Origin of the sequence: Nonomuraea phyllanthi (genome assembly GCF_006334985.2) — a bacterium.
Taxonomy (GTDB): domain Bacteria; phylum Actinomycetota; class Actinomycetes; order Streptosporangiales; family Streptosporangiaceae; genus Nonomuraea; species Nonomuraea phyllanthi.
In genome coordinates, this window is the sequence record NZ_VDLX02000005.1 from 64185 (window position 1) to 90716 (window position 26532).

Here is a 26532-nt window from a genome sequence, read left to right on the forward strand (position 1 = left end):
TGAGACGCAGTAATGAGACGCAGTAGTGAGACGCCGTAATGAGACGCTGTGATCAGACGCCGTGGACTATCGTGACCAGATGAGGAACCGCCCGCGCACCAGTCTCGGGCGGATCCTCGACGACCTCGGCACCACGGTCCTCGACGTGGCAGCCTCGCCCGGTGACCTCGACGCCGAGGTCACCGGGGTGCACATCTACGACCCGCTCGACGAGCTGATCATCCCGGCGGGCGCCCTCCTGCTCGGCGTCGGCGTGCAGGGCGCCGCCGACATCTGCGCCCTGCTCGCGCAGGCGCCGCACGCGGCCGGCGTCGTGGTCAAGCTGCCCGTGGACGTCGACGAGCGGGTGCGCGCCGCGGTGCTGGAGACCGGCGTGGCCGTGCTCGGCCTGACCAGGGCCGCGTCCTGGTCGCAGGTCGCGGCGCTGCTGCGCTCCCTGCTGGCCGAGGGCGAGCTGGCCGAGCCGGGGGAGGATCCGCAGGGCGACCTGTTCTCCCTGGCCAACGCCGTGTGCGCGCTGCTCGACGCGCCCGTCACGATCGAGGACAGGTCCTCGCGGGTGCTGGCCTTCTCGGGGCGGCAGGAGGAGGCCGACCAGGGCCGCATCGAGACGGTGCTCGGCCGCCAGGTGCCCGAGCGCTACCAGCGGCTCCAGGACGAGCAGGGCGTCTTCAAGCGGCTCTACCAGAGCCGCGAGCCCATCCACATCGACTTCGACGACGAGACGCTCATCAGCCGGGCCGCCGTGGCGGTGCGCTCGGGCGACGAGATCCTCGGCTCCATCTGGGCGGCCGTGCGCGAGCCGCTCAGCGCGCAGCGGGAGCGGGCGCTCGCCGACGCCGCCAAGATCGTGGCGCTGCGCCTGCTGCGCGAGCGGGCCGGCGCCGACACGCAGCGGCGGCTCCGCGCCGACCTGCTGTCCACGGTGCTGGCCGGCGGCGCGGACGCGGCCGAGGCGGCCGGGCGGCTCGGCATCGCCACCACCCGGCTGTGCGTGCTGGCCGCCCAGCTCTCCGGCGCCCCGTTCGCGGATCCCGCGCGGGGCGAGAGCGACCGGCAGCGCTTCTGCGACGCGCTCGCCCTGCACGTCGGCGCCATCCACCCGAAGGCCGCGGCGGCGCTCGTCGGCTCGGTCGCGTACGCCGTGCTGCCGCTGCACTCCAGCGGCGACGAGGAGGCGCGGGCGGTGCGCGTGGCCGAGAGCTTCCTGGCCAGGGTCGGCCCCCGGCACGCCGCCAACATCGGCGTCGGCCGCCTCGCGCCGAGCCTCGCCCAGGTCGCGAGGTCCAGGGCCGACGCCGACCGCGCCCTGCGCGTGCTGCGCACCCGCGGCATCAGCGGCCAGGCCGCCGGCTACACCGACGTGCACTTCGAGTCGCTGCTGCTCCAGGTCGCCGACGTGGCGGCGGCGGAGGAGCAGGCGCCCACCGGCCCCTACCAGCGGCTGCTCGACCACGACGCCGAGCACGGCACCGAGCTGGCCGCCACCCTGCGGGCCTACCTCGACGCGTTCGGCGACGTGAACCTGGCCGCCGCCCGCGTCCACGTGCACGCCAACACCTTCCGCTACCGCCTCAAGCGGCTCGTCGAGATCAGCGGGCTCGATCTGGCCGACCCCGACGCCCGGCTCACCGTCATGCTCCAGATGCGGATCTTCGGCCGCTAGCACGAGCCGCCCCGGCTTTTTCGTCTCCATGCACGAAGAACCGGCCCGCGCCAGCGGCGAAGGTGGTGCTCACCTCCCACGCTCGCCTGGAGTTCCCATGAGAAGACAGCATGCGGCGGCTCTGACCGCGCTCGCCCTGCTCGCCGCCGCGTGCGGAGGCGCGACGAACGAGCAGGCCGCGGGCGGCGGCACCTTCACCTACGCGATCTCGGCCGACCCGGGCGTGCTCGACCCCGCCATGGGCGTGCTGAGCGTCACCAACACCGTGCTGTCCTTCGCGTACGACACCCTGGTCGCGACCGGCGCCGACGGCAAGCTCGTGCCCGCGCTGGCCGAGAAGTGGACGGTCGAGCCCGACAACGTCACCTTCACCCTGCGCAAGAACGTCACCTGCTCCGACGGCTCCCCGCTGACCCCCTCCGACGTCGCCGAGAACGTCAACCACATCGCCGACCCCGCCACCAAGTCGCCCATCTACGGCGTCCTGCTGCCCACCGGCATGAAGGCCGAGGCGGACGACGCGGCGGGCACCGTGACGCTGTCCATGCCCGAGCCGTTCAGCTTCATCCTGGAGACCACCCGCGACCTGTTCATCGTGTGCGGCAAGGGCGTCAAGGACCGCTCGCTGCTGGCCCACGCCACCTCCGGCAGCGGCCCGTACCAGCTCACGGAGGCGGCGCCGAGCGACCACTACACCTTCAAGGTCCGCAGGGACTACACCTGGGGCCCGGAGGGCTCCACCGCCAAGGATCTGCCCGAGACGGTCGTGTTGAAGGTCGTGCCGAACGAGCAGACCGCCGCCAACCTGCTCGTGGCCGGCTCGCTCAACGGCGGCTCCTTCGTCGGCCCCGACCGCTCCCGCCTGGAGGCCGACCCCCGCATCGTCAAGCAGGCGATCCCGCAGGGCAACGGCCAGTTCTTCTACCACCAGGGCGACGACAGGCCCGCCCACGACCCCGCCGTGCGCAAGGCGCTCACCCAGGCCGTCGATCTCAAGGAGCTGGCCGGGATCGCCTCCAGCGGCACCGGTAAGCCGCCCACCGGTCTCGTCCTCGATCCGGCTCCCTGCCCGGGCGACACCATCACCGGCCACGTGCCCGCCTACGACGCGGCCGCCGCCGCCGCCGCGCTGGACGCCGCGGGCTGGCGCAAGGGCGCCGACGGCGTCCGCGTCAAGGACGGGGAACGGCTGACGCTGCGCCTGCTGTACGCCACCACCAGGGGCGCCGGCGTGCAGGCCGCCGCCGAGTACCTGGCCAAGGCCTGGCACGAGGCCGGGGCCGAGGTGAAGCTGAACGGCCAGATCGACACCAAGCTCTCGGAGTCGCTCACCGCGACCCAGGACTGGGACGTCGCCTGGGTGCCCATCACGGTCACGCTGCCCACCCAGCTCGTCGGCTTCCTGTCGGGCCCGGCCGCGCCGAAGGGCGCCAACTTCGCGCACCTGGACAACAAGCGGTACGAGTCGCTCGTCGCCAAGGCGGGCAAGCTGCCCTCGGAGCAGGGCTGCCCGCTCTGGCTGCAGGCCGAGTCGGCGCTGTTCGAGGACGCCGACCTGGTGCCCGTCGTGGCGAACACCGTGCTGCAGGCCGGCAAGGGCGCCACGTACGAGCTGCGGGGCGGGCTGTTCGCGCCCACCACGATCCGGCTCACCGAGGGAGGCTGAATGCGTGCGCGGGCCTGGGTCCGGCGCCTCGTGCGGTTCGTGGTGTCGCTGGCCGTGCTGGTGGTCGCCTCGTTCGCGATGATCCACCTCATCCCCGGCGACCCCGTGCGCGCCTCCCTGGGCCCGGCCGCGCCCATCGAGCTGGTGCAGGCCCGTACGGCGGCGCTCGGGCTGGACCGGCCGCTGCCCGAGCAGCTGGTCACCTACGTCACCCACGTGCTGTCCGGCGACTTCGGGACCTCGTTCCTCACGGGCGAGCCGGTCGGCGAGGTCATCCTGACCCGCCTGCCCAACACCCTCACCCTCGCCCTGCTCGCCACCGCCGCGGCCCTGCTGGTGGCCGTGCCGCTCGGCATGTGGGCGGCCGTCCGCACCGAGAACGGCCGGCGGCGCGGCACCGAGCTGGCCTTCAGCGCCACGACCGGCACCGCCGTGGCCGTGCCCGAGTTCCTGTACGCCATCGCGCTGGTGGCCGCCTTCGCCATCGGGCTCGGCTGGTTCCCGCCCGCGGGCCGGGCCGGGCCGATCACGTACGTGCTGCCCGTCGCGGCGCTGGCGGCCGGTCCCGCCGCCATGATCGCCCGCATCTCCCGCGTGGAGACGCTGCGCGAGCTCGGCAAGGACTACGTCCGCCTCGCCAGGGCCAAGCGCCTGCCGGGTGCCCGGCTGCACCTGCGGCACGTGCTGCCCAACACGCTCACGGCCACCCTGACCGTCGGCGGGCTGCTGCTGACCTCGCTGATCGCCGGCGGCGTGCTCGTGGAGTACGTCTTCGCCTGGCCGGGACTCGGCATGAAGATCGTCGAGTCGATCACGCAGAAGGACTACCCGGTCGCCCAGGGCGTGATCCTCGTCTACGGCGCGATCGTCCTCGTCGTGAACCTCGCCGTCGACCTCGTGCTCGGCGCGCTCGACCCCACCTCCGAGATCAGAGAGCGCACATGACCCAGTCCGGACGCCCGGGACCGCGCGTGAAGTCCGTCCGCTGGAGCGCCCCTGCCGTGGCGGGCGCCGTGATCGTGGGGCTGATGGCGGTCCTGGCCGTGGTGGGCCCCATGGTCTGGGGCGCCGCCGCCGACCGCATCGACGCCGCGGCCATCCTCCAGGGCGCCTCGTCCGAGCACCCGCTCGGCACCGACAACCTGGGCCGCGACCTGCTGGCCCGGGTCCTGGTCGCCGGCCGCTACTCGCTCCTGCTGGCCCTCGCCGCCACCCTCATCGGCGCCTTCGCCGGCGTCGTGCTCGGGACGCTGCCCTCCGTGCTGCCCGCGCGCGGCGCCCGGCTGGTCACCGGGACGGTCAACGCCCTGGTCGCCTTCCCCGGGCTGCTGCTGGCCATGTTCACGGCCGTCGTCGCCGGGCTCGGGGCGCGCGGCGCCGTGCTCGGCATCGGCGCGGCCATCGCGCCCGGCTTCGCCCGGCTCACCCAGACGCTGGCCGCCACCGTCGCCGGCTCCGACTACGTGGCCGCCGCCCGCATGCTCGGTGTGCCCCGCCGCCGCATCCTGACCAGGCACGTGCTGCCCAACATCGCCGAGCCGCTCATCCTCAACCTCGCCCAGTCGCTCGGCGGCGCGCTGCTCGGCCTGGCCGGGATGTCGTTCCTCGGGCTCGGCGTGCAGCCGCCGGACTTCGACTGGGGGCGGCTGCTGTTCGACGGCTTCCCCCGGATCTACGTCACGCCGGAGGTGGCGCTCGGCCCGGCCGCCGCCATCGCGCTCGCCGGCATCGGCTTCAACCTGCTCGGCGACGCCCTGGCCAGGGCCGCCGCGCGCACCCCGGCCGTCCGCCGGCCGCCCGCCGCGCCGCCGGGCGAGGCCGCCGGCGAGCCCGACGCCGGCGCGGTGCTGGAGGTCGAGGACCTGACCGTGACCTTCCCCGGCGGCGCCACCCCGGTGCGCGGGCTGTCGCTGAGCGTGGCGCCCGGCGAGATCGTCGGCCTGGTGGGGGAGTCCGGCAGCGGCAAGAGCCTGACGGCGGCCGCGATCGGCGGGCTCGTGCCCTACCCGGGGACCGTCGGGTACGCGCGGCTGCGCCTGGCCGGCCAGGACGTCGCCACCATGACCGGCAAGGAGCTCGGCACCGCGCTCGCCATGGTGTTCCAGGACCCGCTGGCCGCGCTCAACCCGGCGCTCAAGGTCGGCGGCCAGCTCGCCGAGGTGGCCGTCGTGCACGAAGGGACGGGCCGGGCCGAGGCCCGCCGCCGCGCCGTCGCCCGGCTGGGCCAGGTCCACCTGCCCGACCCGGAAGCGCGGTCCCGGCAGCACCCGCACGAGCTGTCCGGCGGCATGCGGCAGCGCGCGGTGATCGCCATGGGGCTCATGGGCACGCCGCGCCTGATCGTCGCCGACGAGCCCACCACCGCACTCGACGTGACCGTGCAGCGGCAGATCCTGCGGCTGCTGCGCGAGGTCGTGGACGGCAGCGGCGCGGCCGGCCTGTTCATCTCGCACGACATCGCCGTCGTGGGCGAGCTGTGCGACCGGGTCGTGGTCATGTACGCCGGGCGCGTCGTGGAGGAGCTGCCCGCCGACCGGCTCGCCGAGGGCGCCGCCCACCCCTACACCAGGGCGCTCATCGCCTCGCTGCCCGACCTGGACACCGACCGGTCCAGGCCGCTGGCCGGCATCCCCGGCGTCCAGCCCGCCCCCGCGCAGGTCGGCCCCGGCTGCGCCTTCGCGCCCCGATGCGCCCTGGCCTCCGAGCGGTGCTCGGCCGAGCGCCCCGAACTCGTCGCGCACGGCCCCGCCCAGCGGGTCGCCTGCTGGGAGGTCTCGTGATCATCAGGAACCTGAGCGTGCGCTTCGGCGCCTTCACCGCGGTGGACGACGTCACGCTGGAGATCCCGGACGGCACGATCGTCGGGCTCGTCGGCGAGTCGGGATCGGGCAAGTCGTCGCTGGCCAGGGCGGTCTGCGGGCTCGTCCCGCACACCGGCGCCGTCGAGGGCGCGCGCCGGGTCCAGATGGTCTTCCAGGACCCGTACGCGTCGCTGAACCCCCGCATGACCGTCGCCCAGACCATCGCGGAGGGCGCCGGGCGCAAGGAGGTGGAGCGGCTGCTCGGCCTCGTGCAGCTGCCGGTCGAGTTCGCCGGCCGCTACCCGCGCGAGCTGTCGGGCGGGCAGCGGCAGCGCGTCGCCATCGCCCGCGCCCTGGGCGGCGACCCCGGGCTGCTGGTCGCCGACGAGATCACCAGCTCGCTCGACGTGTCGGTGCAGGGCGCGGTGCTCAACCTGGTGCGCGGGCTCCGCGACGAGCTGGGCCTGGCGATGCTGTTCATCTCGCACAACCTGGCCGTCGTGAGGTACGTGGCCGACGTGGTGGCCGTCATGCACCGGGGCCGCCTCGTCGAGGTCGGGCCCGCCGAGCAGGTCGTCGGCGAGCCCGCGCACGACTACACCAGGACCCTGCTGGCCGCGGTGCCCCGGCTCAAGGGGCGCACGGGGCTCAGAGAGTGATCCACTCCGTGCCGGTGGTCACCTCGTCGAGCACCTCGCGGATCGGCTCCACGCCCAGGCCCGGCTTGACCGGCACCTCCAGGTGGCCGTCGGCCAGCTCGAACGGCTCGGTGATGTCGGTGGCGTAGTAGCGCCGCGACCCCGACGTGTCGCCGGGCAGCGTGAAGCCCGGCAGCGCGGCCAGCGCCACGTTCGCGGCCCGGCCGAGCCCGGTCTCCAGCATGCCGCCGCACCACACCGCGACCCCGTTGGCCCGGCACAGGTCGTGGATGCGCCTGGCCTCGAGGTAGCCGCCGATCCGTCCCGGCTTGATGTTGATGATCGAGCAGGAGCCGAGCGCGATCGCGGCGGCGGCGTGCTCGGCCGACTCGATCGACTCGTCCAGGCAGACCGGCGTGCGCAGCTGCCGGGCCAGCGCGGCGTGCTGCACCAGGTCGTCGTTGGCCAGGGGCTGCTCGATCAGCAGCAGGTCGAACGCGTCCAGCCGGGCCAGGCGGCGGGCGTCGGTGAGGGAGTAGGCGGCGTTCGCGTCGACCTGGAGCAGGAGGTCGTCGCCGAACCGCTCGCGCACGGCACGGACCGGCTCGACGTCCCAGCCCGGCTCGATCTTGAGCTTGATGCGGACGTACCCCTCGTCCAGGTAGCCCGCCACGGCGTCGAGCAGCTGCGGGATCGAGTCCATGATGCCGACCGACACCCCGCACGGCACCCGGGTGCGGGCCGCGCCGAGGAAGCGGCCGAACGACTCGCCCGACGCCCGCAGCTGCGCGTCCAGCACGGCGGTCTCCAGCGCCGCCTTGGCCATGCGGTGGCCCCTGACCGGCTCCAGCGCGCGGCCGACGTCGTGCACGTCCAGGGTCCTCGGCAGCGCGGGCAGCAGGAAACGGCGGATCACCTCGGCCGCGCCGTCGACGTACTCCGAGGAGTAGTACGGCCCGGCCATCGCCACGCACTCGCCCCAGCCCTCGGCCTCCGGCGTCACCACCCGCACCAGCAGCACGTCACGAGCCGTCTCGGTGCCGAACGACGTGCGGAACGGCGCCACCAGCGGCATCGCGATCCGGCGCAGCTCCACTCCAGTGATCTTCACGCTCTCTCCACAAGGTAGTAGGACTTCCCGCAGAACCCCGTCACCGGGCGGCCCTCGGCCATCAGGCCCCCGAGCACGTCGCGTACGGCGTGCCGCCACGCCTTGGCCGCGCCCGGGTCGGCCTTCCGCAGCCCCTCGACGTCGGCGGGCACGGCCACCAGCACCGCGTCCGCGTCCGCCGGGCCCGCCACCGGCCGCCCGCCCTCGTCGGCCAGAGCCACCACGGCGCCGTCCGGCACCGGCGTGACGTGCGGCTCCCGCCGCGCCAGCGCCTCCACGTGCGGGGCTGCCAGCGACCACTCGGCGAGCAGGCGGTCGGACTCGTCACCCTGGTTGATCGCGTCGTCCATGACCCCGTAGAAGCACGGCAGGTACTCCCGCGGCCGAGCGCCCAGCTTGGCCAGGTTGAAGTGGGCGTTGCGGCGGACCAGCGGGTCGTAGGTCCACGTGATCCGCTCCAGCCCGCGTTCCAGCGCCCAGCGGCGCTGGTGCAGCTTCAGCTCGCACCCGATGCCGCGCCCCGCCACCGTCCCGGTGACGTGGGAGTGCAGCGCGCCGCCCGCCGCGAGGAACCCGACCGACCCGCCGACCAGCCTGCCGCCGTCGAAGGCGCCCGCCACGTAGCCGCCCGCGTGCGAGATGGCGCGCATCAGCTCGATCGTGACGGGCGGGTTGCCGGGCCCGAAGTGCCAGATGTCGTCGAACAGGGCATCGACCCGTTCGAACTCCGCCATCTCGTGGAGCTCCCTGACCTCGACCAACCCCTGCCGCCTCTCCTCCTGCCGGACGTTCACTCTGGACGGTATGCGATGGGACGGGCCTGGGGATTCGTACGGGACCACCAAGCGAGGGCCCGGCTTTGGTGGCAGCGGCTAACGAGGCGTGCCGCCGAGGGTGGGTCAGCGTTCGAGGACGTGCGGCTCGCCCGGGTACGTGCCCAGCGGCACCGGCCCGTCCGGCGTGCAGGCCACCACGTCCGCCACCCGCGCCCCGAACAGGTCGGGCACGTAGATGGCCGGCTCCAGGCAGAACGTCATCCCCGGCGCGAACACGCCGTCCTCGCCGGGCCACGGCCCCTCGTCGTGCCCGAGCCCGACGCCCCGGCCCACGTGGGCGGCGGCGAAGTGCCCGTACCCGCTGCCGTCGATCACCTCGGCGACGGCCCCGGCCACCTGGCGGACCGCCCCGCCGGGCCGCACGGCGGCGAGGCCGGCGCGGTGGGCGGCCAGCACCACCGAGTACATGGCCTCGAAGTCCTCCGGCGGCTCGGCCACCACGAACACCCGCGCCACCTCGGCGCAGTAGCCGCCCCACCGCCCGCACACCGACACCGCCAGCGCGTCGCCCGGGTTGATGACGCGCTCCCCGGGCACGTGCGCGGGGAGCGCCGAGTGCTCGCCCGCCGCGACCCGCAGCGACAGCAGCTCCTCGCAGCCCGACTCGGCCATCAGCACCCGCAGCCGGCCCGCCATCGCCCGCTCGGTCGCCCCGAACCACGCCAGCTCCCGCGCCTGCTCCAGCACCCCCTCCGCCGCGGCCACCGCGCGCCGGACGGCCTCCAGCTCGTGCGGCTCCTTGCGCAGCCGCAGCGGCCACAGCACGTTGGACGCCGGCACCAGCTCGGCCTCGATCGTCAGCCCGAACAGCTCCCGCACCCGCATCTCCGGGTCCACGCCCACCCGCCGCGCCCCGCCGGGCACGGCCCGGGCCGGATCGGCGCTCTCGGCGACGTCCTGCTCCGTCACCACGAGGAACGGCCCCTCGCCGCCCCCGAGGAAGCGGAAGTCCGGCGAGGAGCGCAGCACCAGCGCGTCCACCCCGGCCGCGCGCATCGCCGCCCGCACCGCCGCCAGCCGTCCCGCACCCGTAGCCGGGCCGTCCGCGCCCGGCGTCAGGCGTTCCGCACCCGCCGCCACGTGTTCCGCGCCCGGCGTCACCGCGGCTCGTGCAGCCAGCAGGCGACCGGCCCGAACTCCGGCTCCTTCTCGCGGCACACGTCCATCACGAACGGGCACCGCGGGCTGAACCTGCATCCTCCCGGCGGATCCGCCGGATCGGGCACGTCGCCCGGCAGCTCCTCGGGCAGCGTCCCCATCCCGTCCGGCCTGGGCACCGCCCGCAGCAGGGCCTGCGTGTACGGGTGCCGCGGCGAGGCCCACACCTCGGCCGTGTCGCCCACCTCGACGATCCTCCCGAGGTACATGACGGCGATTCGGTCGGCGATGAGCCGCACCACGGACAGGTCGTGGCTGATGAACAGCAGCCCCGCGCCGGAGTCCACCGCCAGGTCCCGCATCAGCCGGGCCACCTGCGACTGCGCGGAGGCGTCCAGTGCCGAGATGGGCTCGTCCCCGATCAGCAGCCGCGGCCGGGCGGCCAGCGCCCGGGCGATGGCGATGCGCTGCCGCTGCCCGCCGGAGAACTCGTGCGGGTGCCGCCCGGCGAAGTCGCGCGGCAGGCCGACCCGTTCGAGCAGGTCCGCGGGCGAGGTGGCGGTGTCGCCGGAGGTGCGCAGCCCGTCGGCGATCTGGTCGCCCACCCGCCGCCGGGGATTGAGCGACGCGTACGGGTCCTGGAACACCATCTGGATGCCGGTCAGCTTCCTGCGCCGCAGCCCGAGCGGCGTGACGGGCTGCCCGTCGAACGCGATCGAGCCGGCGGTGATGGGGTTCAGCCCGCAGACGGCGCGGGCCAGCGTCGACTTGCCGCAGCCCGACTCGCCGACCAGCCCCACCACCTCGCCGGGGCTCACGGACAGGCTGGCGCCCGCCACGCCCCGCACGGCGGGACGCCCGGGGGAGCGGTGCTCGACCACCAGATCGTCAATGGCCAGCAGTGTTGTGGGCAGCGTCATCGTGCCTCCGCATCGGGCAGGGATTCCAGCAGGGAGCGCGTGTAGGGGTGCTCGGGTTCGCGCAGCACCCGCCCGCGCGGCCCCGACTCGACGACCAGGCCGTCCCTCATCACGCTCACCTCGTCCGCCACCGCCGACATCACGCCCAGGTCGTGCGTGACCAGCAGCACGGCCAGCCCCAGCTCGTCGCAGAGCCCGCGCAGCAGCCGCAGCACGCCCGCCTGCACGGTCACGTCCAGCGCGGTGGTCGGCTCGTCGGCGATCAGCACCTTCGGCGAGCAGGCCAGCGCGATGGCGATGGCGATGCGCTGCCGCATCCCGCCGGAGAACTGGTGCGGATACCGCCCGTACGCCTCGGCGGGCCCGGGGATGCGCACCTTGCCCAGCAGCTCCACGGCGCGGGCCCGCGCCTCGGCCTTGCCCAGCCCCAGGTGGTGGCGCATGTGCTCGGTGAGCTGCCGTCCGACCGTCAGCATCGGGTGCAGGCTCGTCGCCGGGTCCTGGAAGACCATGGCGACCTCGCCGCCGCGCACCCGGTTCAGCTCCTTGAGCGGCAGCGCCAGCAGGTCGCGCCCGCCGAGCCGGACCGCGCCCGACACGCGGGCGCCGTGGGGCAGCAGGCCCAGCACGGCGAGGCCCGTCATCGTCTTGCCCGACCCGCTCTCCCCGGCCAGGCCGTGCACCCGGCCCGCCTCCAGCGCCAGGTCGACGCCGCGCAGGATCTCCTTGCCGCCGATCGACACCTTCAGCGCGGCGATCTCCAAGGTCGTCATAGGGCACGCTCCTTGATCGCGCGGGCCGTACGGGGGTCGAGGGCGTCCCGCAGCGTGTCGCCCAGGAAGTTGAACGCCAGCACCACCGTCAGGATCGCCAGCCCCGGGAACGTCGCGACCCACCAGCTGTCGAACACCTCCACCCCCGAGGCCACCATCGCGCCCCACTCCGGCGACGGCGGCTTGGCCCCCAGCCCCAGGAACGACAGTCCCGACAGCAGCAGCAGCGCGGTGCCGATGTCCAGGGTGGCCAGCACGAGGACGGGACCGACCACGTTCGGCAGCACGTCCACGCGCAGCGAGCGCCACACCGAGAAGCCCAGCAGCCGCCCGCTCAGCACGAACTCCCGCTCCCGCACGCCCAGCACCAGCCCGCGCGTGACCCGCGCGTAGGCGGGCCAGGCGACCACCAGCACGGCCAGCACGGCGTTGGTGAGGCTCGCGCCCAGCGCCGCGGCCACCACCATGGCCAGGATCACCGTCGGGAACGCGAACACCAGGTCCGCCACCCGCATGATCGTCTCGTCGACCCACCTGCCGAAGTACCCGGCGCACGCGCCGAGCAGCCCGCCGATCAGCACCGACAGCACGACCAGCAGCAGCGTCAGCGGGATCGACACCCGCGCCCCGTACATGACGCGGCTGAGGATGTCGCGGCCCAGCTGGTCGGTGCCGAACCAGTGCCCGGGACCGGGCGCCGCCAGCCGCGGCAGGTCCTGGGCCAGCGGATCGTGCGGGGCCAGCACGGGCGCGGCCAGCGCGACGACCACCCAGGCCAGCGCCAGCACGCCGCCCGCCACGGCCAGGGGCTGCCGCCACGCCTCGGGCAGCCGCTTCGCGATCATTGCAGCCTCACTCGGGGGTCGATGACGCCGTACAGGACGTCCACGATCAGGTTGATGACCAGGTAGACGACGCCGACGACCAGGCCGACGCCCATGACGGCGGGCAGGTCGAGGGTGGTGGCGCTCTTGTAGGCGTACTGGCCGACGCCCGGCCAGGCGAAGATCGCCTCTACCAGCACGGTGCCGGACAGCAGGCTGCCGAACGCCAGGCCCGCCACGGTGATCACCGGCACCAGCGCCGAGCGCAGCACGTACGTGAACAGGATCGTCCGGCCCGGCAGGCCCTTGGCCCGCGCGGCGCGCACGTAGTCCTGTCCCAGCACCTCCAGCACCGCCGAGCGCGTGAAGCGGGTGAGCAGGCCGATCGTGTAGAGCGCCAGCACCAGCGCGGGCGTGACCAGGTGCCCGACCGCCGAGGTGAACACGTCCCAGCGGCCGGCGAGCAGCGCGTCCACCGTCTGCAGCCCGGTCACGCCGGGGACCGCGCCGCCGAGCGCCGCGTCCACCCGGCCACTGCCCGGCGTCAGCTGCAGGCGGTAGAAGAACACGTAGAACGCGAGCAGGGCCAGCCAGAACGTCGGCACCGAGATGCCGATGAGGCTCAGCAGCCGCAGCACGTGGTCGGAGACCCGGTCCCTGCGCAGCGCGGCCACCACCCCGAACGCCACGCCCAGCACCAGCGACACGAGGATCGCCGCCCCGGCCAGCTCCAGCGTGGCCGGGACGTACTCGGCCAGGTCCTGGCTGACCGGGCGGTGACTCTGCTGGCTGGTGCCGAGGTCGCCGTGGACCAGCCCCTGGAGGTGGATCACGTACTGCTGCCAGAGCGGCTTGTCCAGGCCGTGCTCGGCCCGCCACTGCGCCACGATCGCCGGGTCGCCGAGCGCCCGCTGGCCGAGGTTCGCCGCCACGGGGTCGCCGGGGACGAGATTCGTCAGTACGAACGTGACGAGCGTGATGCCCCAGGCCATGAGCACGGCGAGCAGGACGCGCCGGACCAGGAACCGCACCAGCGGGGGCACCCGCCCGGCCCGGCCCCGGCGGGCGCCCGGGATGTCGGACACGTGCGTGTCCCCCTTACTTCACGCCGAGGTCGGCGACGTCCACCGTCCACACCGGGTGGTACTCGAGCCCGGTCACCGACGCGGCCGTCACGATGTTCTGGCCGGGCTGGATCAGCGGGACGAACGGGCCGGAGGCGTTCAGCTTGTTCTGCAGGTCCACGTAGGCGGCCGTGCGGGCGTCGTCGCCGACCGCCGCGGCGGCCTCGTCACCGGCGGCCTCGATGTCCTTGGCCGCCCCCGCCTTCCAGCCGGCCCGCAGGCCCACCGTCTTGCCGGGCAGGAACAGCAGGTAGTCGCTCGGGTCGGGGTAGTCGGGGCCCCAGTACCACAGGCCCATCTCCTCCTTGCCGTTGCGGTAGTTGTCCAGGGCCGTCGTGACCGGCGCCGGCTGCAGGTCCACCGTGATGCCGACCTCCTTGAGGTTGGCCTGGATCCGCTCGGCCAGCGGCTGGAAGGACAGGCCGTTCACGGTCAGCTCGCTCGGGTACTCCAGCTTGACGGTCGGGTTCGCCAGGCCGCTGGCCGCCAGCGCGGCCTTGGCGCCCTCGACGTCCCGCTTCGGCGCGGCGGAGGCGGGCAGAGCGCCGAGCAGCTGCGACGGGATGACGCCCGGCGCCTGCGTGGAACCCTCGCCGGCCAGCTCCAGCAGGCCCGCGTAGTCGACGCCCTTGCGCACCGCCTCCACGAACTTCGGGTTCGTCGTGGTCTTGCTGACCCCGGAGTCCTGGTTGGCGAGCAGGAAGATGACGTTCGCCGAGGCGGTCTTCTTGACCTGGAGGGTCGCGGGCATGCCGGTGACCTGGTCGCCCGACAGGTTGAGCGCGATCTGGCTGTCGCCGCGCTGCACGTTCAGCTTCTGCGTGGCGGCCTCGACGTTGCGGATGACGACCTTGTCGTAGGCGGGCTTGGTTCCGTAGTACTTGGGGTTGGCCTTGAGCGTGACCTGGCTGCTCACGTTGAACGACTCGATCTGGTACGGCCCCGAGCCGGCGGAGGAGGAGTTCAGGTACTGCTCGGCCTTGTCCTGGGCGTCGGCGGTGGCGCCGTGCTGCTTGGCGAGCTTGCTGTTTATGATGCCGAGCGCCGGGTTCGGCAGGATGTAGGGCAGCGCCGGGTTGGGCGCCTTCGACGTCAGCGTGACCGTCGAGTCGTCGGTCTTCTCCACCTCGACGCCGTCCAGCAGGAACGACGGCGTACCCTTCATGTCGCGCACGCGCGTCAGCGAGAACACCACGTCGTCCGCCGTCACCGGCGACCCGTCGGCGAACGTCGCGCCCGACTTCAGCTTGAGCGTCAGCGTCTTGCCGTCCTCGCTCAGCTCGTACGACTCCGCCAGCGCCGGCACCGGCTTGGTCACGTCAGAGCCGTCGAACGTCAGCAGCGTCTCGTAGACGGCCTTGTCGATGATGAGCCCCGTCGGCTCGTACGTGCGGCCGGGGTCGGCCGTCTTCAGGTCGAAGGACGTGTCGATGACGAGGGTCTTGCCGCCGCCGCCGGACGCGGCGGGGGACTGGGAGCCGCCGCTTCCGCAGGCGGCGAGGGCGAGTGCACCGGCGAGCAGCACAGCCGCCGTCTGCGAGCGGGTCGCCATGTAGGTCCTCCAAATTTGGACGTTCCGCAGAAAGATGTCGAGGATTGTCCGGCAGAACGTCCAGGCGCTGCGCGGTCCGCAAGACGTATATAAAGGTCGATGAGGTAATGATGAGTGATATTTCTAGGAATGGTGCTGGCGGCGGCGGTCAGGCTGGACGGATCGGCATCGGTCTCGAACTGGACGACATCCACATGAAGATCCTCGAGGTCCTGCGCGAGAACGGCAGGATCTCGGTCGCCGCGCTGGCCGAGCGGGTCGGCATCTCCCGGGCCAACGCCTACACCCGCTTCGAGGCGCTGCGCGCCGACGGGGCGATCAAGCGCTTCACCGCGGAGATCGACCACGTCCGGGCCGGTCTCGGAATCACCGCGCTGATCTTCGTGACCGTACGCCAGCAGATGTGGAAGCAGTTCAGGGCCGAGCTGGCCCGGATGCCCGAGGTGGAGTACTGCGCGATCACCACCGGGCAGCACGACGCCATGATCCAGGTACGCGTGTCCGACGTGGCCGCCGTGCACAGCATGGTGACCGACCGGCTGGCCAACATCCCGGCGGTCAAGGCCACCGAGACCGTGTTCATCCTGGACGAGGTGCTCAGGCGCCCGTACGTGCTGCCCAGCGACCGCGACCGCGACAGGGACCGCTCCCGGCAGGCGCGGCGGCCCGCCCAGGACGCGGAGGGCGGGGTGCCGCTCGGCAAGATGCGCTTCGTCGGCGCCGCCGAGGGCCGCGCCGCCCTCCGCAAGGACTCCTGATCCCCCGGCGGCCGGTGCCGTCAGCCGGCCTCCGCAAGGGCTCCTGCGCCCCCGGCGGCCGGTGCCGTCAGCCGACCTCCCGGCACACGCTCACGTGCACCGTGTCGTCCCCGTCGAAGCTGAACTCCTCGACCAGTCGCAGCAGCCCGTCGTCGGCCGTCTCGATCCGGCTGCTGCTCTGGCCGCCGGCCGTGCCCCCGGCCTTCAGCGCGTGCACGTACGAGATCGACACCAGCTCGCCGTCGCGCGTGCCGACGAAGCGCCCCTGGGTGACGGTGTCGCCGGTGTAACTGCCCCACACCACCCCGTCCTCCTCGCGGTAACGGAACTCCGTAGGGCTGTCCTGGTCCACTGCGCTCGCGGTCGAGCTCACCATCACGAAGGTGCGGCCGTTGAGATTCACGCCCCCCATGGTCGCCACATTTCCCGAAATGTCATCCCGTGGCTGGACGGATGGTGAGGATCACCGGTCAATGACCACCAATCCGTCCAGCCGGACGCCCGGCGGCGGGCCGTACGGGAGAAGCTCGGCTCAGTCCGCGGGCCCGGCGGCGAACACCACGGGCCGCACCTCGATGCCGAGCCCCTCCACCCCGGCGTCCGGGATGAGCGCGGCCAGCTCCAGGGCGCGCTCCCTGCTCTCGCATTCGACCAGGTAGTAGCCGCCGAAGAACTCCTTGGCCTCCAGGTAGGGCCCGTCGGTCACCACGCGGGCACCGCCCCGCACCCTGACCACGGCGCTCTCCGACGGGTCGGCCAGCGCCGCCGTGCCGCGCATCTCCCCGGACTTCCCGATGGTCTCCATGAACGCGCCGTGGCCGTTCATCACCGCCTGGCGCTGCTCCTCGGTCAGGTTGTCCCAGACCTGCGGGTTCATATGCATGATCAAAAGGAATTTCACGTCGTCTCCTTCGTGGTGCGGACGGCGCGCCGTCGGCGCCGTTCGGGAAGGGGTCGGAGCCGGCGTCGCGGTCTCGACATCCGCCCGGCGCCGGAGCGCGGAGAGATGCTGCCCGATGCCCCGGCGTCCCGAACCCCGGCGGGGGCGCCCACCCGAGGGCATGGAGGTTGCTTGCCCGGGACTTTACCTTTCCGTGCCTGACGCCATCATTGCGCTGTGTGATAGTAATGTGACGTTGCGTATACAGGAAGGTTCGGGAGATTCTTCATGGTGGCGTACACACTCTCGATCTTGGCGGCGGTGGGCGCGGTGGCGCTCGCCGCGCTGGTGTTCAGGAAGGTCAAGAGGGCGGGGGAGGACCGCGACCCCAACGGCCCGTCCGCCGCGCACGCGGGAGCGATGCTCTCGGCCATGTTCCTGCTGGTGTTCGCCATCGCGATCATCGTGCCCTGGACCACGGCCGACGCCGCCCGCCTCAACACCCATGCCGAGAGCCAGGCGGCGGTCGACGCCTACTGGGCGGCCGACGCCCTGCCGGGCACCGCGGCGCAGGACGTGCGCAGGGCGCTGCGCGACTACGTGACCTTCGTGGTCAGGGACGAATGGGCGCTCATGGCCGAGGGCCGGATGGACCCGGTCGGCGCAGCCAGGATGGACGAGCTGCGCGGCCGGGTCACCGCCCTGCAGGTGAGCGGCGACCAGCAGGAGGACGCCAAGAGCACCGTGCTGCAGCACCTCGGCACCCTGTCCACCGCCCGCGCCCAGCGCACCGCCGACGCCGCCGCCACCCCGCCCGAGGGGCTGCTGATCCTCACCGTCCTCACCGGCGTGCTCGTCATCGTCTTCCCGTTCCTCGCCGGGGCCAGGCCGAAGGGGCTGGCGATGCTGCCGCTGGTGGCGATGGCGGGGCTGCTGGGCTTCGGCACCTACCTGACCTGGGACATCTCCCACGCCTTCGCCGGGCCGCTCGCCGTCGGGCCGGACGCGTTCCAGGGGGCGCTGCAGGAGTTCGCGCGCATCGGCGGAGGGATGTGAGGGTGGGCATCAGGCGCGTGCCGCTCCTCCCGGCCGCCGCTCTCGCCCTGGTGGCGATCGCGGTGGCGGGGCCCGCGGCGGCCGACCGCGACCCCTGGCCCCGCCCCGTTCCCCAGGTGTCCGTACGCCCGCCCGCACCCCCCAAGAACGTCACTGTTGGGCCCCGCGTGTCGGTGCCCCGGGTGCGGACCTGGCGGTCGCCGTCGCCCCACGTGTCGATCAAGGTGCGGGGCGGCAAGCGGCCCGCCAAGCCCGCGATCACGCTGCCGCACGTCACCGTCTATCGGGGCGGGGTGTGCACCGGCGGGGTGCAGGTGGGCGAGTGCCCGCGCAAGCGTCCGCACCGGGCACACCGGCCGCCGCCCCCGCCCCGTGCGACGCCCGTCCGCATCCCCACCCCCAGCCCCACGCCGTCTCCCAAGGCGACCCCGGGGTCGCGGTTCCAGCGGGCCATGGCCGAACCGGCGCGGCGCAAGAGCCCGATGGCGACCGTGCTGGTGATGGCGGTGGTGGTGACGGCCATCACCTCGACGACGGCAGTGGCCTTCCGCTCCCGCCGCTGATCGCACGGCTCGGATCCCGCGGGCGCCGCCCCGCGGGCCTTGGCGGCGGGGCACCGATGCGCGTACGGTCGCCTGTCGCCTGTCGCCCGCCGCCTGGATGGGGTCACTGACTTGGATCGGCTTTATTCGCGTGCGCCGGGCGCGGGGGGCGTGGCACACTTCGCGCCGGGCCCGTACGGCGGGTCCGGCGGTGACCGGAGAAAGGGGCGGGTGTGCCCGGCGAGGAAGTGCTGACCGGCGGCGGCGTCAACCATGTGGTCAGGAGCGGCGACACGGTACGCCGCCCCGTGGGCGCCTGGACGCCGGCCGTGCACGCGCTGCTCGGTCACCTGGAGGCGCGCGGGTTCGCCGGGGCGCCCCGCGCGCACGGGGTCGACGCCGAGGGGCGGGAGATCCTCGACTTCGTGCCCGGCGACGTCCCCGACTTCCCGCTGCCGGAGTGGGCGCTGACCGACGAGGCGCTGGTGGGGGCCGGCGAGCTGCTGCGGGCGTATCACGACGCCACCACCGACTTCCCGGCTTCTCCTGATTTTTCGTGGTATTTCCCATCGCCGGCCGGGCCGGCGGAGGTGATCTGCCACGGGGACGTCGCCACGTACAACTGCGTCTTCCGGGACGGGCGGCCGGTAGCGTTCATCGACTTCGACACCGCCCACCCCGGCCCGCGCGTCTGGGACGTCTCCTACGCGGCCTACCGGTTCGTCTCGCTCGGCGACCCCTCGCACGAGGGGGTCGGCTCGTGGCCGGTGGAGGAGCAGGCGCGGCGGCTGCGGCTGTTCGCCGACGCGTACGGGCTCGATGAGGCGGACCGGCACGCGCTCGTGCGGACCGCGCGCGAGCGGCTGGAGCACCTGGTACGCCACATGTACGACCAGGCCGCCGCCGGTCACGAGGCCTTCGCCGCCCACATCGCCCGCGGCGACGACCGCTTCTACCGCACCGACGTGGCACACCTCGCCCGGCACGAGCACACCCTGCGCTCCGCTCTCACGGCCTGACCCGCGCCCGGCGAGGGAAGAGAGTCGTGAGCGCGGTGGTTTCACATCACCGTGGAAGAGAGCGACGTCGTGGTGATCGGGGCCGGGCAGGCGGGGCTGTCCAGCGCGTACTTCCTGCGCCGGTTCGGGTTCGAGCCGGTCGTGCTGGACGCGGCCGGCGGGCCGGGGGGAGCCTGGCGCCACCGGTCGCCCTCGCTGACCATGGACAAGGTCCACGGCATCTTCGACCTGCCCGGCATGCCCCGCCGTCCCGGCGTCGACGGCGACCGGCCGGTCGCCGAGGTGGTTCCCGCCTACTACGCCGCCTACGAGGACGAGCTGGGCCTGGACGTCGTACGGCCGGTCAAGGTCACCTCCGTCCGGCACGGGCGGGACGGTCACCTGCTGGTCAGGACCGACGCGGGGGAGTGGTCGGCGCGGGCCGTGGTCAACGCGACGGGCACCTGGACCCGCCCCCACTGGCCGTACTATCCGGGCGCGGCCGACTTCGCGGGCCGCCAGCTCCACTACGCGAGCTATCGGGGGCCGGAGGAGTTCAGGGGCCGCCGGGTGATCGTCGTGGGCGGGGGAGCGTCGGCGATGCACGTCCTGTCGGAGATCTCCGGCGTCGCCGCCGCCACGGCCTGGGTCACCCGCCGCCCGCCCGTCTTCCGGGACGACGACTTCGGGGAGGACGCCAGGCGCGAGGCCGTCGCGATGGTGGAGGAGCGCGTACGCGCCGGGCTGCCGCCGCAGAGCGTCGTGAGCGTCACCGGCATCGGCTACAGCGCGGTCGTACGGGACGCGCTCGCGAAAGGCGCGCTGAGACGTCTGCCCATGTTCGACCGCGTCATCCCGGACGGCGTCACCTGGCGGCCCGGCACCCTGGAAGCCGATGTCCTTGAGGCCGGCACCCTGGAAGCCGACACGATCATCTGGGCCACCGGCTTCCGCTCGGCCCTCGACCACCTCGCCCCCCTGCGCCTCAGGGAGCCGAGCGGCGGCGTGCGGGTGGACGGCACGCAGGTGGTCAGGGAGCCGGCGCTGCAACTGGTCGGGTACGGCCCCTCCGCCAGCACCATCGGCGCGAACCGCGCGGGACGGATGGCCGCGCGGAACGTACGCGGATATCTGACGGCCCGTCCGGCCCGCCCCGCCGCCTGATCCGCTCGCCGTCCGCCGTAATGGTCACTCCGGTGAAAAGGGTCGACACGGGGCGTGACAACGGGTTAGCGTCCTGACATAAGGATCTTTATCCGGTCAGGAGGACCCAGAATGCAGGTTCCCGGCTACACCGAGATCCGGGAACTCGGACAGGGCGGGACAGGCCGGGTGATGCTCGCCGTACGCGACGCCGACGGGGAAGCCGTCGCGATCAAGCACCTGTCCGAGCAGCTCCGCGCGGACGAGGAGTTCGTCGCGAGGTTCCGTGCGGAGGCCGAGGTCATCCGGGAGATCGACAGCCCGCACACCGCCCGCCTGCTGGAGTACGTCGAGGGCGAGGACGACGCCGTCATCGTGATGGAGCTGGTCGACGGAGTCACGTTACGTCGGCTGCTGGCGCACGAGGGCGCGACCGGCGCGGAGGCGGCGCTCGTGGTGCTGAAAGGGGCGCTGCTCGGGCTCGCCGAGGCCCATCAGCGGGGCGTCGTGCACCGGGACTTCAAACCCGAGAACGTCATCATCACCGAGGAGGGCGAGAGCAAGCTCGTCGACTTCGGCGTGGCCGCGCACTCGGGGGAGACGGCCGCCCTCGTCGGCACCCCCTCCTACATGGCCCCCGAGCAGTGGGACGACGCCCCGGCCAGCCCCGCGACCGACGTGTACGCCGCCACGCTGGTGTTCTTCGAGTGCCTGACCGGCCACCGCGCCTTCCAGGGCGACAACGTGGCCGCGCTCGCCTATCAGCACCAGCACGCGCCGCCCCCGGTCGAGGACGTCGACGAGCCGCTGCGCCCGCTGGTCGAGCACGGCCTGGCCAAGGACCCGGTCGAGCGGCCCGCGTCCGCGCAGGCGTTCCTGGCCGAACTGGAGGACGTGGCCCTCGCCGCCTACGGGGCGGACTGGGAGCGAACCGGACGAGCGGGGCTCGGCCTGCTGACCGTGCCCATGACCGGACTGCTGCCGACGGCGCAGGCGGCGGCCGAGAGCACCACCAGCCTCTTCAGGACGACACTGTCACCGCCGGGCAAGCTGGCGCTGACGGGCGGGCTGGTGCTGGCCACCGCCGCCGCGGTGACCTCGGCGTTCGTGATCTGGAGCGACTCGACCGGGCCGGGGCCGGGCATCGCGCTGCCGCCCGGCACGCCGTCCCAGGCGCGCACCCAGGTGCCCGCCTCGCCCACCCCCGAGCCGACCTCGGCGGCGCCCACCTCCGAGCCCACCCCGGGAGAAACCCTCTCCGGTACGCCGCCCGTCACGCACGCCGGTGAGCCGAGCGTCGCCCCGCCCCCGGTCCGGCCCACCGCCGGCAGGCCCGAGCGGCCCCCGATCACCCGGGAACCGACGCGTTCCAGCAGGCCCACCACCCGGCCGACCCGTCCGACCACCCGCCCGACCACCCGACCGACCATGCGGCCGACCACCCGTCCGCCGACCACCGAGCCGCCGACGGTGAGGCCCCCGACCACCCGGCCGCCCGACCCGACCACCCCGCCGGTCACCCGTCCGCCGACCACGAGCCCGCCCGACCCCGGCACGCCGCCGGCCAGGAACCCGAGGCCGCTCCTGTCCGTCTCGGTCAAGGTGTCGGTCAACGTGCCGATCCTCAGCGGCGAGGGTGACGGGCTGCTGGACGCCGACGTCGGCCTGGGTCTCGGGTCGAGCCTCCTCGGGCTGGTGCTCGTACCGGGCGGCTCTGCGCTGGTCGGGCGGCAGATCGTGGCACGCAGGGCACGACGGCGGCGCGAGGCCGGCAAGCCCTGAGCGGTGGGTGCTCGCGGCCGGGTGCGGCAGTCCCCGGCCAGGGGGGTCCTCGGTGACCTCGGGTACGGCTCTGCGCCGTCATCGTGGCGGTGGCGGGAGGGGCCGTCATGGGTGCCGCCGGCTGTACCCGTCAGCCGTCAGCCCTCAGGCGAGGGTCTCCCACCAGCCCTCCACCACCTGGGAGGCGGACGGGTCGACGGCCTCGCCGGGCCGCGGCACGGCGATCTCGACGTCGCGGGCCTTGGCCTCCCGCCACAGGCGTTCGACCGGCTCCGCCCACGGGTGCAGCGCCAGCGTGAACGTCGCCCAGTGCACCGGCAGCAGCAGCCGACCGCCCAGGTCGAGGTGGGCGTTGACCGCCTCCTCCGGGTTCATGTGGATGTCCGGCCAGGCTGGGCTGTAGGCGCCGATCGGCATCAGCGTCAGGTCGAACGGCCCGTGCGCCGACCCGATGCCCCGATAGCCCTCGAAGTAGCCGGAATCGCCCGCGTAGAAGACCCGCTTCGCGGCCCCGGCCACCACCCAGGACCCCCACAGCGTGTCATTACGGGAGAAGGTCCGGCCGGAGAAGTGCCGGGCCGCCGTCGCGACGAAGCGCAGCCCCGCCACCTGGGCCTCCTCCTCCCAGTCGAGCTCGATGATCCGGTACGCCGGCACGCCCCACCGCTCCAGGTGCGCCCCGATGCCCAGCGGCACCAGGAACGGGGCCTTCTGCGTCCGCAGCAGCGAGCGCACGGTCGCCAGGTCGAGGTGGTCGTAGTGGTCGTGCGAGATCGCGACCGCGTCGAGCGGCGGCAGCTGGCCGATCTCCAGAGGCATCGGGTGGTGCCGCTTCGGGCCGGCCAGCTGCGAGGGCGAGGGCCGCTTGCTCCACACCGGGTCGAACAGCACCCGCCTGCCCTCGATCTCCACCAGCGTCGAGGCGTGGCCGTACCAGGTAGCGCGCAGGCCGTCGGCGGGCGGCGCGTCGGACGGCGGGATGCGCAGCGGGATGGGGCCCGCCGGGCGGCGCTGCTCCTTGTTCCTGGCCAGCTCGCCGAGGAGGCCCGCGGGCGGGGTGGTCATCACGTGGGTCGGCTCGGGCATCGAGTTGAAGAAAGCGCCGTCCCTGAATTGCGGCGAGCGCCGTATCCTCGCCGCCCGGTCCGGCCCCGATGTCAGAGGCCGCACGCCCAGCTCGGCGGGGACATCGCGCAACGCCCAGCCCGCCGCTGCCAGGGCCGCACCGCCCACGAGGATCCGCCGTGCCGTCCGCATTCCTGCCATCGCCCACACTCCCCTGGAAGGTCTGTCCATCCCGCTCAACCGTTCGGGACTCCCCGGTGGTTCCCGATCTACGATATATCGCGATAAGTCAGACCGCGTTGAATTGCTTCGGCCGCCCGATGGCGTCGCCGGCGCCCCCTGCTCCGCGTACGGTGGTGCCGGTCGGGTCACCAGAGCGGCGACTGTTCCGGTCCGACGAACCTACCGGTCCCCGCTTCCGTCCCCGACGGCAGCCCCACCGGCATGACGGCTCCTCCCTTTCCGGGCGTAGGGGGCGATGCCGGCTCACGCGGGCGGGCTGAGGGCGGCGCCGCTCTCGCTCGGCTCACGCGGGCGGACCTGAAGCGACGCCGCTCTTTCGGTTCAGGCGGGTGCGTACGGGGTGATGTCGATCGGGGGTTCCTCGCCGAGGGCGAGCGCGGCGGCGAGCTCGCCGGTGAACGGGCCCGCCGTGAGCCCGTACGCGCTGAGGCCCGTCGCCACCACCACGCGCCCGGTCACCGGGCCGATGAGCGCCCGGCCGGGGGCGTACACAGGGCGCAGGCCCACCCTGGCCTCCGTCACCGTCGCCGCGAACAACCCCGGCGCCACCCGCAGCCCCGCCTCGATCACCTCGGCCAGGCCGCCCATCGTGACGCGCGGCGAGAACCCCACGTCCTCCACCGTCGCGCCGACGACGACGCGCGAGTCGGGGAAGCCCAGCAGGTACGGGCCGACCCGCGGCAGCACCATCGGCCACCACGCGGTGTCGACGCCCTCCAGCGTGGCGTGCACGATCTGCCCGCGCCTGGGGAAGACCGGCAGCTCCACGCCCAGAGGCCGGCACACCTCACCCGTCCATGCCCCGGCGGCCACGATGACACGGTCGGCCTCGATCGGCTCGCCGTCGCCTTCGGGGCGAGGGGCCCGCGTGGCGGTCGAGGACGGGGGTGCGGCGGGGACAAGGGGCGCACCCTGCCGCCACGACCCACCCTGCTCCGCCATCCCGTCGCCCTGGCCCACCGGAGCGTCGCTCTGGCCCGCCGGCCCTTGGCTCTGCCCCACCGGCCCTTGGCGCAGGCCGGCCGGCTCTTCGCCCACGCTCGCAGGTCCCTCGTCCTGTACGCCGGCTTCATCCGCTCGGCCCACGGCTCCGACTCCGTGGCTCGCCGGCCCCTGGCCCGCAGCCTCGCGGCTCCGTTGCTCGTCCACGTCCTGCGGGCTCCAGCGTTCCTCCTCCGTGGCCTCGGGGTTCCAGCGCTCGTCCACCGCCTTTCGCGCGAGCGGGTGCAAAACCACCTGGCCGCCGGGCGTCAGGGTCGCGACGCCCCTCCGGACCCGCGCGCCCTGGGCGACGGCCGCACGCAGCAGCGCGTCGCGTACCGAGCAGCCGTCCACCCGGGCCGCGCCCGGCACGAGCAGCGCGCTGAGAGTGTCGGACAGCGGCGGGAACAGCTCCGACGGAGTGGCAACGTCGGTGATCTCCCCCATTTCCGGCGCGTCGGGATGGCGGCGGCGCAGCAGCGCGCGCACCGGCTCCAGGTCCACCGGGTCCTCGGCAACCAGCAGGGCGCCCACCTTGGCGTACCCGATGTCCTCGCCCAGTTCCTCCACCAGACCTGGGTAGTGGCGCGCGCCCTCGCGGGTCAGCCGGTACCAGGCGTCGTCCTCGGGGTGGTCCACCCACGGGCACACGATGCCCGCCCCCGCACCCGTCGCCTCGCCCGGGTAACCGCCGTCCACCACGGTCACCTCCGCGCCCTTCCGGGCCAGGTAGTAGGCCGCGCCGGCGCCGACGATGCCGCTCCCGATCACCACAACATGCATAAAACAATGATCCCAGCATCGCCTGCCTCGGCTGATGCCGGGATCGCGCGCTTAGCCATGCGGATACCCGCGCACGGTGTTCTCCGTGCCTGGGTGGGCGCCTGATGGCGTACCGGGCGGGGGCGGTTATGGTCGGCGCATGGACGTCGGCGTCACCATGATCGAGCTGCCGGGCCCCGTGCGGGCGGCCGCGTCGGACGGCACCACCGTCTGGTGCGCGGTGGCCGGCGGGATTCATGCCTACACGGCCTCCGGCACGCCCCTGCCCACCGAGGCGGGGCCGGGCATGCCACTCCCAGGAGCCGGGGCAATGCATGACGTTCCCTTCGTCACCAGGGACAGGCCGGGAGATGCTGAGGGTGACGTCCCGTTTCCCGTCAGGGACAGGCCGGGTGGGGCCGAGCATGGCGCGCCGTTTCCTCCCGCGGCCGAGCCGGGCGCGCGGGTACGTGCCGGGGAGGGCCCTGGCGGGCTGCCGGAGTTACGCTCCCTGGCGGCGGTGCCGGGCACCGTGGCGGGGACCGGCGCCCTGCCGGGGGCGTTGGCGGGGACGGTGGTGGTGCCCAGGACGTTCGCCGCGGCCCCGCCCATGGACTCCCTGCCCCAGAGCTGCCTGGCGGGCACCTCCGACGGCCGGGTGCACTGGCTCGACCAGGACGGCGTGCCGGTCGCCGACGCGCGGTTCACGGGCCGGGTGCTCGCCGGCGGTGGGGAGATCTGGGCCGTCGGATCCTCCCACGCGCGCCGGCTGACCGGCCCCGGCCACTTCGGCGAGCCGGTGGAGTTACCCGGGCTCGACCGGTGCGCGGTGGAGGGGGAGCGTCTGTGGTGGACGTCGACACGCGACACCCTCCTGCGCGGCGGCCCCAGGGAGATCGACCTCGGCACACGCGAGCGCGGCGGGATGGTCGTGTGCGCGGGTTCCTTGTGGATCAGCGTGGCAGGCGGGCTGCTGCGGGTCTCCGCCTGGTCGGGCGAGCCCCGGCGGCTCGTGCCCGCTCCCGAGGGGCCGGTGCCGTTCCTGGTCTGCGCGAACGGCGTGCTCGCCGGCGGGGGACGTGACCTGTTCACGCTCGACCCGGCCACGGGCGGCGCCGCCCGGCTGATCGGGCTCGGCCTGGACGCGCCGGCCGGGCTGGTGATCGCGGCCGGCAAACACCTCTGGGTGTTCCCCACGGACCGTCCTCACGCCCTGATCGTGGCGTTGTGACCCGGGCCGCCATCGGGCGGCGCCGGGGACCGGGATGCCGAGGCCCTGGTCGAAAGCGTTATGATCATACCGACGACATGCC

Annotated in this window: 24 protein-coding genes; 12 read left to right on the plus strand and 12 right to left on the minus strand. The window is 73.7% G+C overall.

Going from position 1 to position 26532, the window contains the following annotated elements; genetic code table 11:
• Positions 1–79 precede the first annotated feature (79 nt).
• From FH608_RS14565 to FH608_RS14585, 5 genes are all read left to right on the plus strand, one after another.
• The gene (locus FH608_RS14565) at positions 80–1666 is read left to right on the plus strand and encodes a PucR family transcriptional regulator (protein WP_139631043.1); all 1587 of its coding nucleotides are present in this window, start codon (positions 80–82) and stop codon (positions 1664–1666) included.
• Between the two features lie 97 nt (positions 1667–1763).
• Entirely contained in the window at positions 1764–3332 is a 1569-nt protein-coding gene (locus tag FH608_RS14570) for an ABC transporter substrate-binding protein (RefSeq protein ID WP_139631044.1), read from the plus strand.
• On the plus strand, positions 3333–4277 hold the full coding sequence (locus FH608_RS14575; protein ID WP_139631045.1) for an ABC transporter permease: 945 nt from the start codon (positions 3333–3335) through the stop codon (positions 4275–4277).
• A complete protein-coding gene (locus FH608_RS14580) occupies positions 4274–6112 on the plus strand; it encodes a dipeptide/oligopeptide/nickel ABC transporter permease/ATP-binding protein (protein ID WP_139631046.1) in 1839 nt (612 codons plus the stop codon). Before FH608_RS14575 ends, FH608_RS14580 begins: the two co-directional genes overlap by 4 nt.
• Positions 6109–6792: an ABC transporter ATP-binding protein gene (locus FH608_RS14585; RefSeq protein WP_139631047.1), complete on the plus strand. Its 684-nt coding sequence runs from the start codon at positions 6109–6111 to the stop codon at positions 6790–6792. The genes FH608_RS14580 and FH608_RS14585 overlap by 4 nt, the downstream gene beginning before the upstream one ends.
• On the opposite strand, the gene menC is transcribed toward FH608_RS14585, so the two are convergent.
• From menC to FH608_RS14625, 8 genes are all read right to left on the minus strand, one after another.
• Positions 6782–7882, minus strand: coding sequence for an o-succinylbenzoate synthase (menC, locus tag FH608_RS14590; RefSeq protein WP_193318423.1), 1101 nt, complete (start codon positions 7880–7882; stop codon positions 6782–6784). The genes FH608_RS14585 and menC overlap by 11 nt on opposite strands.
• Positions 7879–8676: a GNAT family N-acetyltransferase gene (locus FH608_RS14595; RefSeq protein WP_317135562.1), complete on the minus strand. Its 798-nt coding sequence runs from the start codon at positions 8674–8676 to the stop codon at positions 7879–7881. Before FH608_RS14595 ends, menC begins: the two co-directional genes overlap by 4 nt.
• Before the next feature lie 105 nt (positions 8677–8781).
• Positions 8782–9819 (minus strand): M24 family metallopeptidase, encoded by a 1038-nt coding sequence (locus tag FH608_RS14600; RefSeq protein WP_226899531.1) that lies wholly within the window; start codon positions 9817–9819, stop codon positions 8782–8784.
• Positions 9816–10736, minus strand: a complete 921-nt coding sequence (locus tag FH608_RS14605) for an ABC transporter ATP-binding protein (protein WP_139631048.1) — start codon at positions 10734–10736, stop codon at positions 9816–9818. Before FH608_RS14605 ends, FH608_RS14600 begins: the two co-directional genes overlap by 4 nt.
• The gene (locus tag FH608_RS14610) at positions 10733–11509 is read right to left on the minus strand and encodes an ABC transporter ATP-binding protein (RefSeq protein WP_139631049.1); all 777 of its coding nucleotides are present in this window, start codon (positions 11507–11509) and stop codon (positions 10733–10735) included. The genes FH608_RS14605 and FH608_RS14610 overlap by 4 nt, the downstream gene beginning before the upstream one ends.
• Entirely contained in the window at positions 11506–12354 is an 849-nt protein-coding gene (locus FH608_RS14615; RefSeq protein WP_139631050.1) for an ABC transporter permease, read from the minus strand. The genes FH608_RS14610 and FH608_RS14615 overlap by 4 nt, the downstream gene beginning before the upstream one ends.
• Positions 12351–13418 (minus strand): ABC transporter permease, encoded by a 1068-nt coding sequence (locus tag FH608_RS14620; protein WP_139631051.1) that lies wholly within the window; start codon positions 13416–13418, stop codon positions 12351–12353. The genes FH608_RS14615 and FH608_RS14620 overlap by 4 nt, the downstream gene beginning before the upstream one ends.
• A 13-nt stretch (positions 13419–13431) precedes the next feature.
• On the minus strand, positions 13432–15009 hold the full coding sequence (locus FH608_RS14625) for an ABC transporter substrate-binding protein (RefSeq protein WP_139631052.1): 1578 nt from the start codon (positions 15007–15009) through the stop codon (positions 13432–13434).
• Between the two features lie 110 nt (positions 15010–15119).
• Here FH608_RS14625 and FH608_RS14630 point away from each other — a divergent pair, with 110 nt between their 5' ends.
• Positions 15120–15767: an Lrp/AsnC family transcriptional regulator gene (locus FH608_RS14630; protein ID WP_139631053.1), complete on the plus strand. Its 648-nt coding sequence runs from the start codon at positions 15120–15122 to the stop codon at positions 15765–15767.
• A 67-nt stretch (positions 15768–15834) separates the two neighbouring features.
• On the opposite strand, the gene FH608_RS14635 is transcribed toward FH608_RS14630, so the two are convergent.
• Together FH608_RS14635 and FH608_RS14640 are read right to left on the minus strand one after the other, a co-directional pair.
• On the minus strand, positions 15835–16170 hold the full coding sequence (locus FH608_RS14635; RefSeq protein WP_226899533.1) for a hypothetical protein: 336 nt from the start codon (positions 16168–16170) through the stop codon (positions 15835–15837).
• Between the two features lie 129 nt (positions 16171–16299).
• Positions 16300–16668 carry a YciI family protein gene (locus FH608_RS14640; RefSeq protein WP_139631054.1) on the minus strand — a complete coding sequence of 123 codons (369 nt, stop codon included), beginning with the start codon at positions 16666–16668 and terminating at the stop codon, positions 16300–16302.
• Between the two features lie 267 nt (positions 16669–16935).
• Between FH608_RS14640 and FH608_RS14645 the strand changes: the two genes are divergently transcribed.
• The 5 genes from FH608_RS14645 to FH608_RS14665 all read left to right on the plus strand — a co-directional run bounded on the left by FH608_RS14645 (position 16936) and on the right by FH608_RS14665 (position 22168).
• The gene (locus FH608_RS14645; RefSeq protein ID WP_139631055.1) at positions 16936–17703 is read left to right on the plus strand and encodes a bestrophin-like domain; all 768 of its coding nucleotides are present in this window, start codon (positions 16936–16938) and stop codon (positions 17701–17703) included.
• Positions 17704–17705: 2 nt separating this feature from the next.
• Entirely contained in the window at positions 17706–18266 is a 561-nt protein-coding gene (locus FH608_RS14650; RefSeq protein ID WP_139631056.1) for a hypothetical protein, read from the plus strand.
• 212 nt (positions 18267–18478) lie between these two features.
• A complete protein-coding gene (locus tag FH608_RS14655; RefSeq protein WP_139631057.1) occupies positions 18479–19264 on the plus strand; it encodes a phosphotransferase in 786 nt (261 codons plus the stop codon).
• A 51-nt stretch (positions 19265–19315) separates the two neighbouring features.
• Positions 19316–20407 (plus strand): NAD(P)-binding domain-containing protein, encoded by a 1092-nt coding sequence (locus FH608_RS14660; RefSeq protein WP_226899534.1) that lies wholly within the window; start codon positions 19316–19318, stop codon positions 20405–20407.
• A gap of 111 nt (positions 20408–20518) precedes the next feature.
• Entirely contained in the window at positions 20519–22168 is a 1650-nt protein-coding gene (locus FH608_RS14665; protein WP_139631059.1) for a serine/threonine-protein kinase, read from the plus strand.
• 144 nt (positions 22169–22312) lie between these two features.
• Here the strand turns inward: FH608_RS14665 and FH608_RS14670 are convergent, their stop codons facing one another.
• Both FH608_RS14670 and FH608_RS14675 read right to left on the minus strand, forming a co-directional pair.
• Positions 22313–23434, minus strand: a complete 1122-nt coding sequence (locus FH608_RS14670; protein ID WP_193318424.1) for an MBL fold metallo-hydrolase — start codon at positions 23432–23434, stop codon at positions 22313–22315.
• Between the two features lie 363 nt (positions 23435–23797).
• Positions 23798–25240: an NAD(P)/FAD-dependent oxidoreductase gene (locus tag FH608_RS14675; protein WP_139631060.1), complete on the minus strand. Its 1443-nt coding sequence runs from the start codon at positions 25238–25240 to the stop codon at positions 23798–23800.
• 139 nt (positions 25241–25379) lie between these two features.
• Between FH608_RS14675 and FH608_RS14680 the strand changes: the two genes are divergently transcribed.
• Positions 25380–26450, plus strand: coding sequence for a hypothetical protein (locus tag FH608_RS14680; RefSeq protein WP_139631061.1), 1071 nt, complete (start codon positions 25380–25382; stop codon positions 26448–26450).
• Positions 26451–26532: the final 82 nt, after the last annotated feature.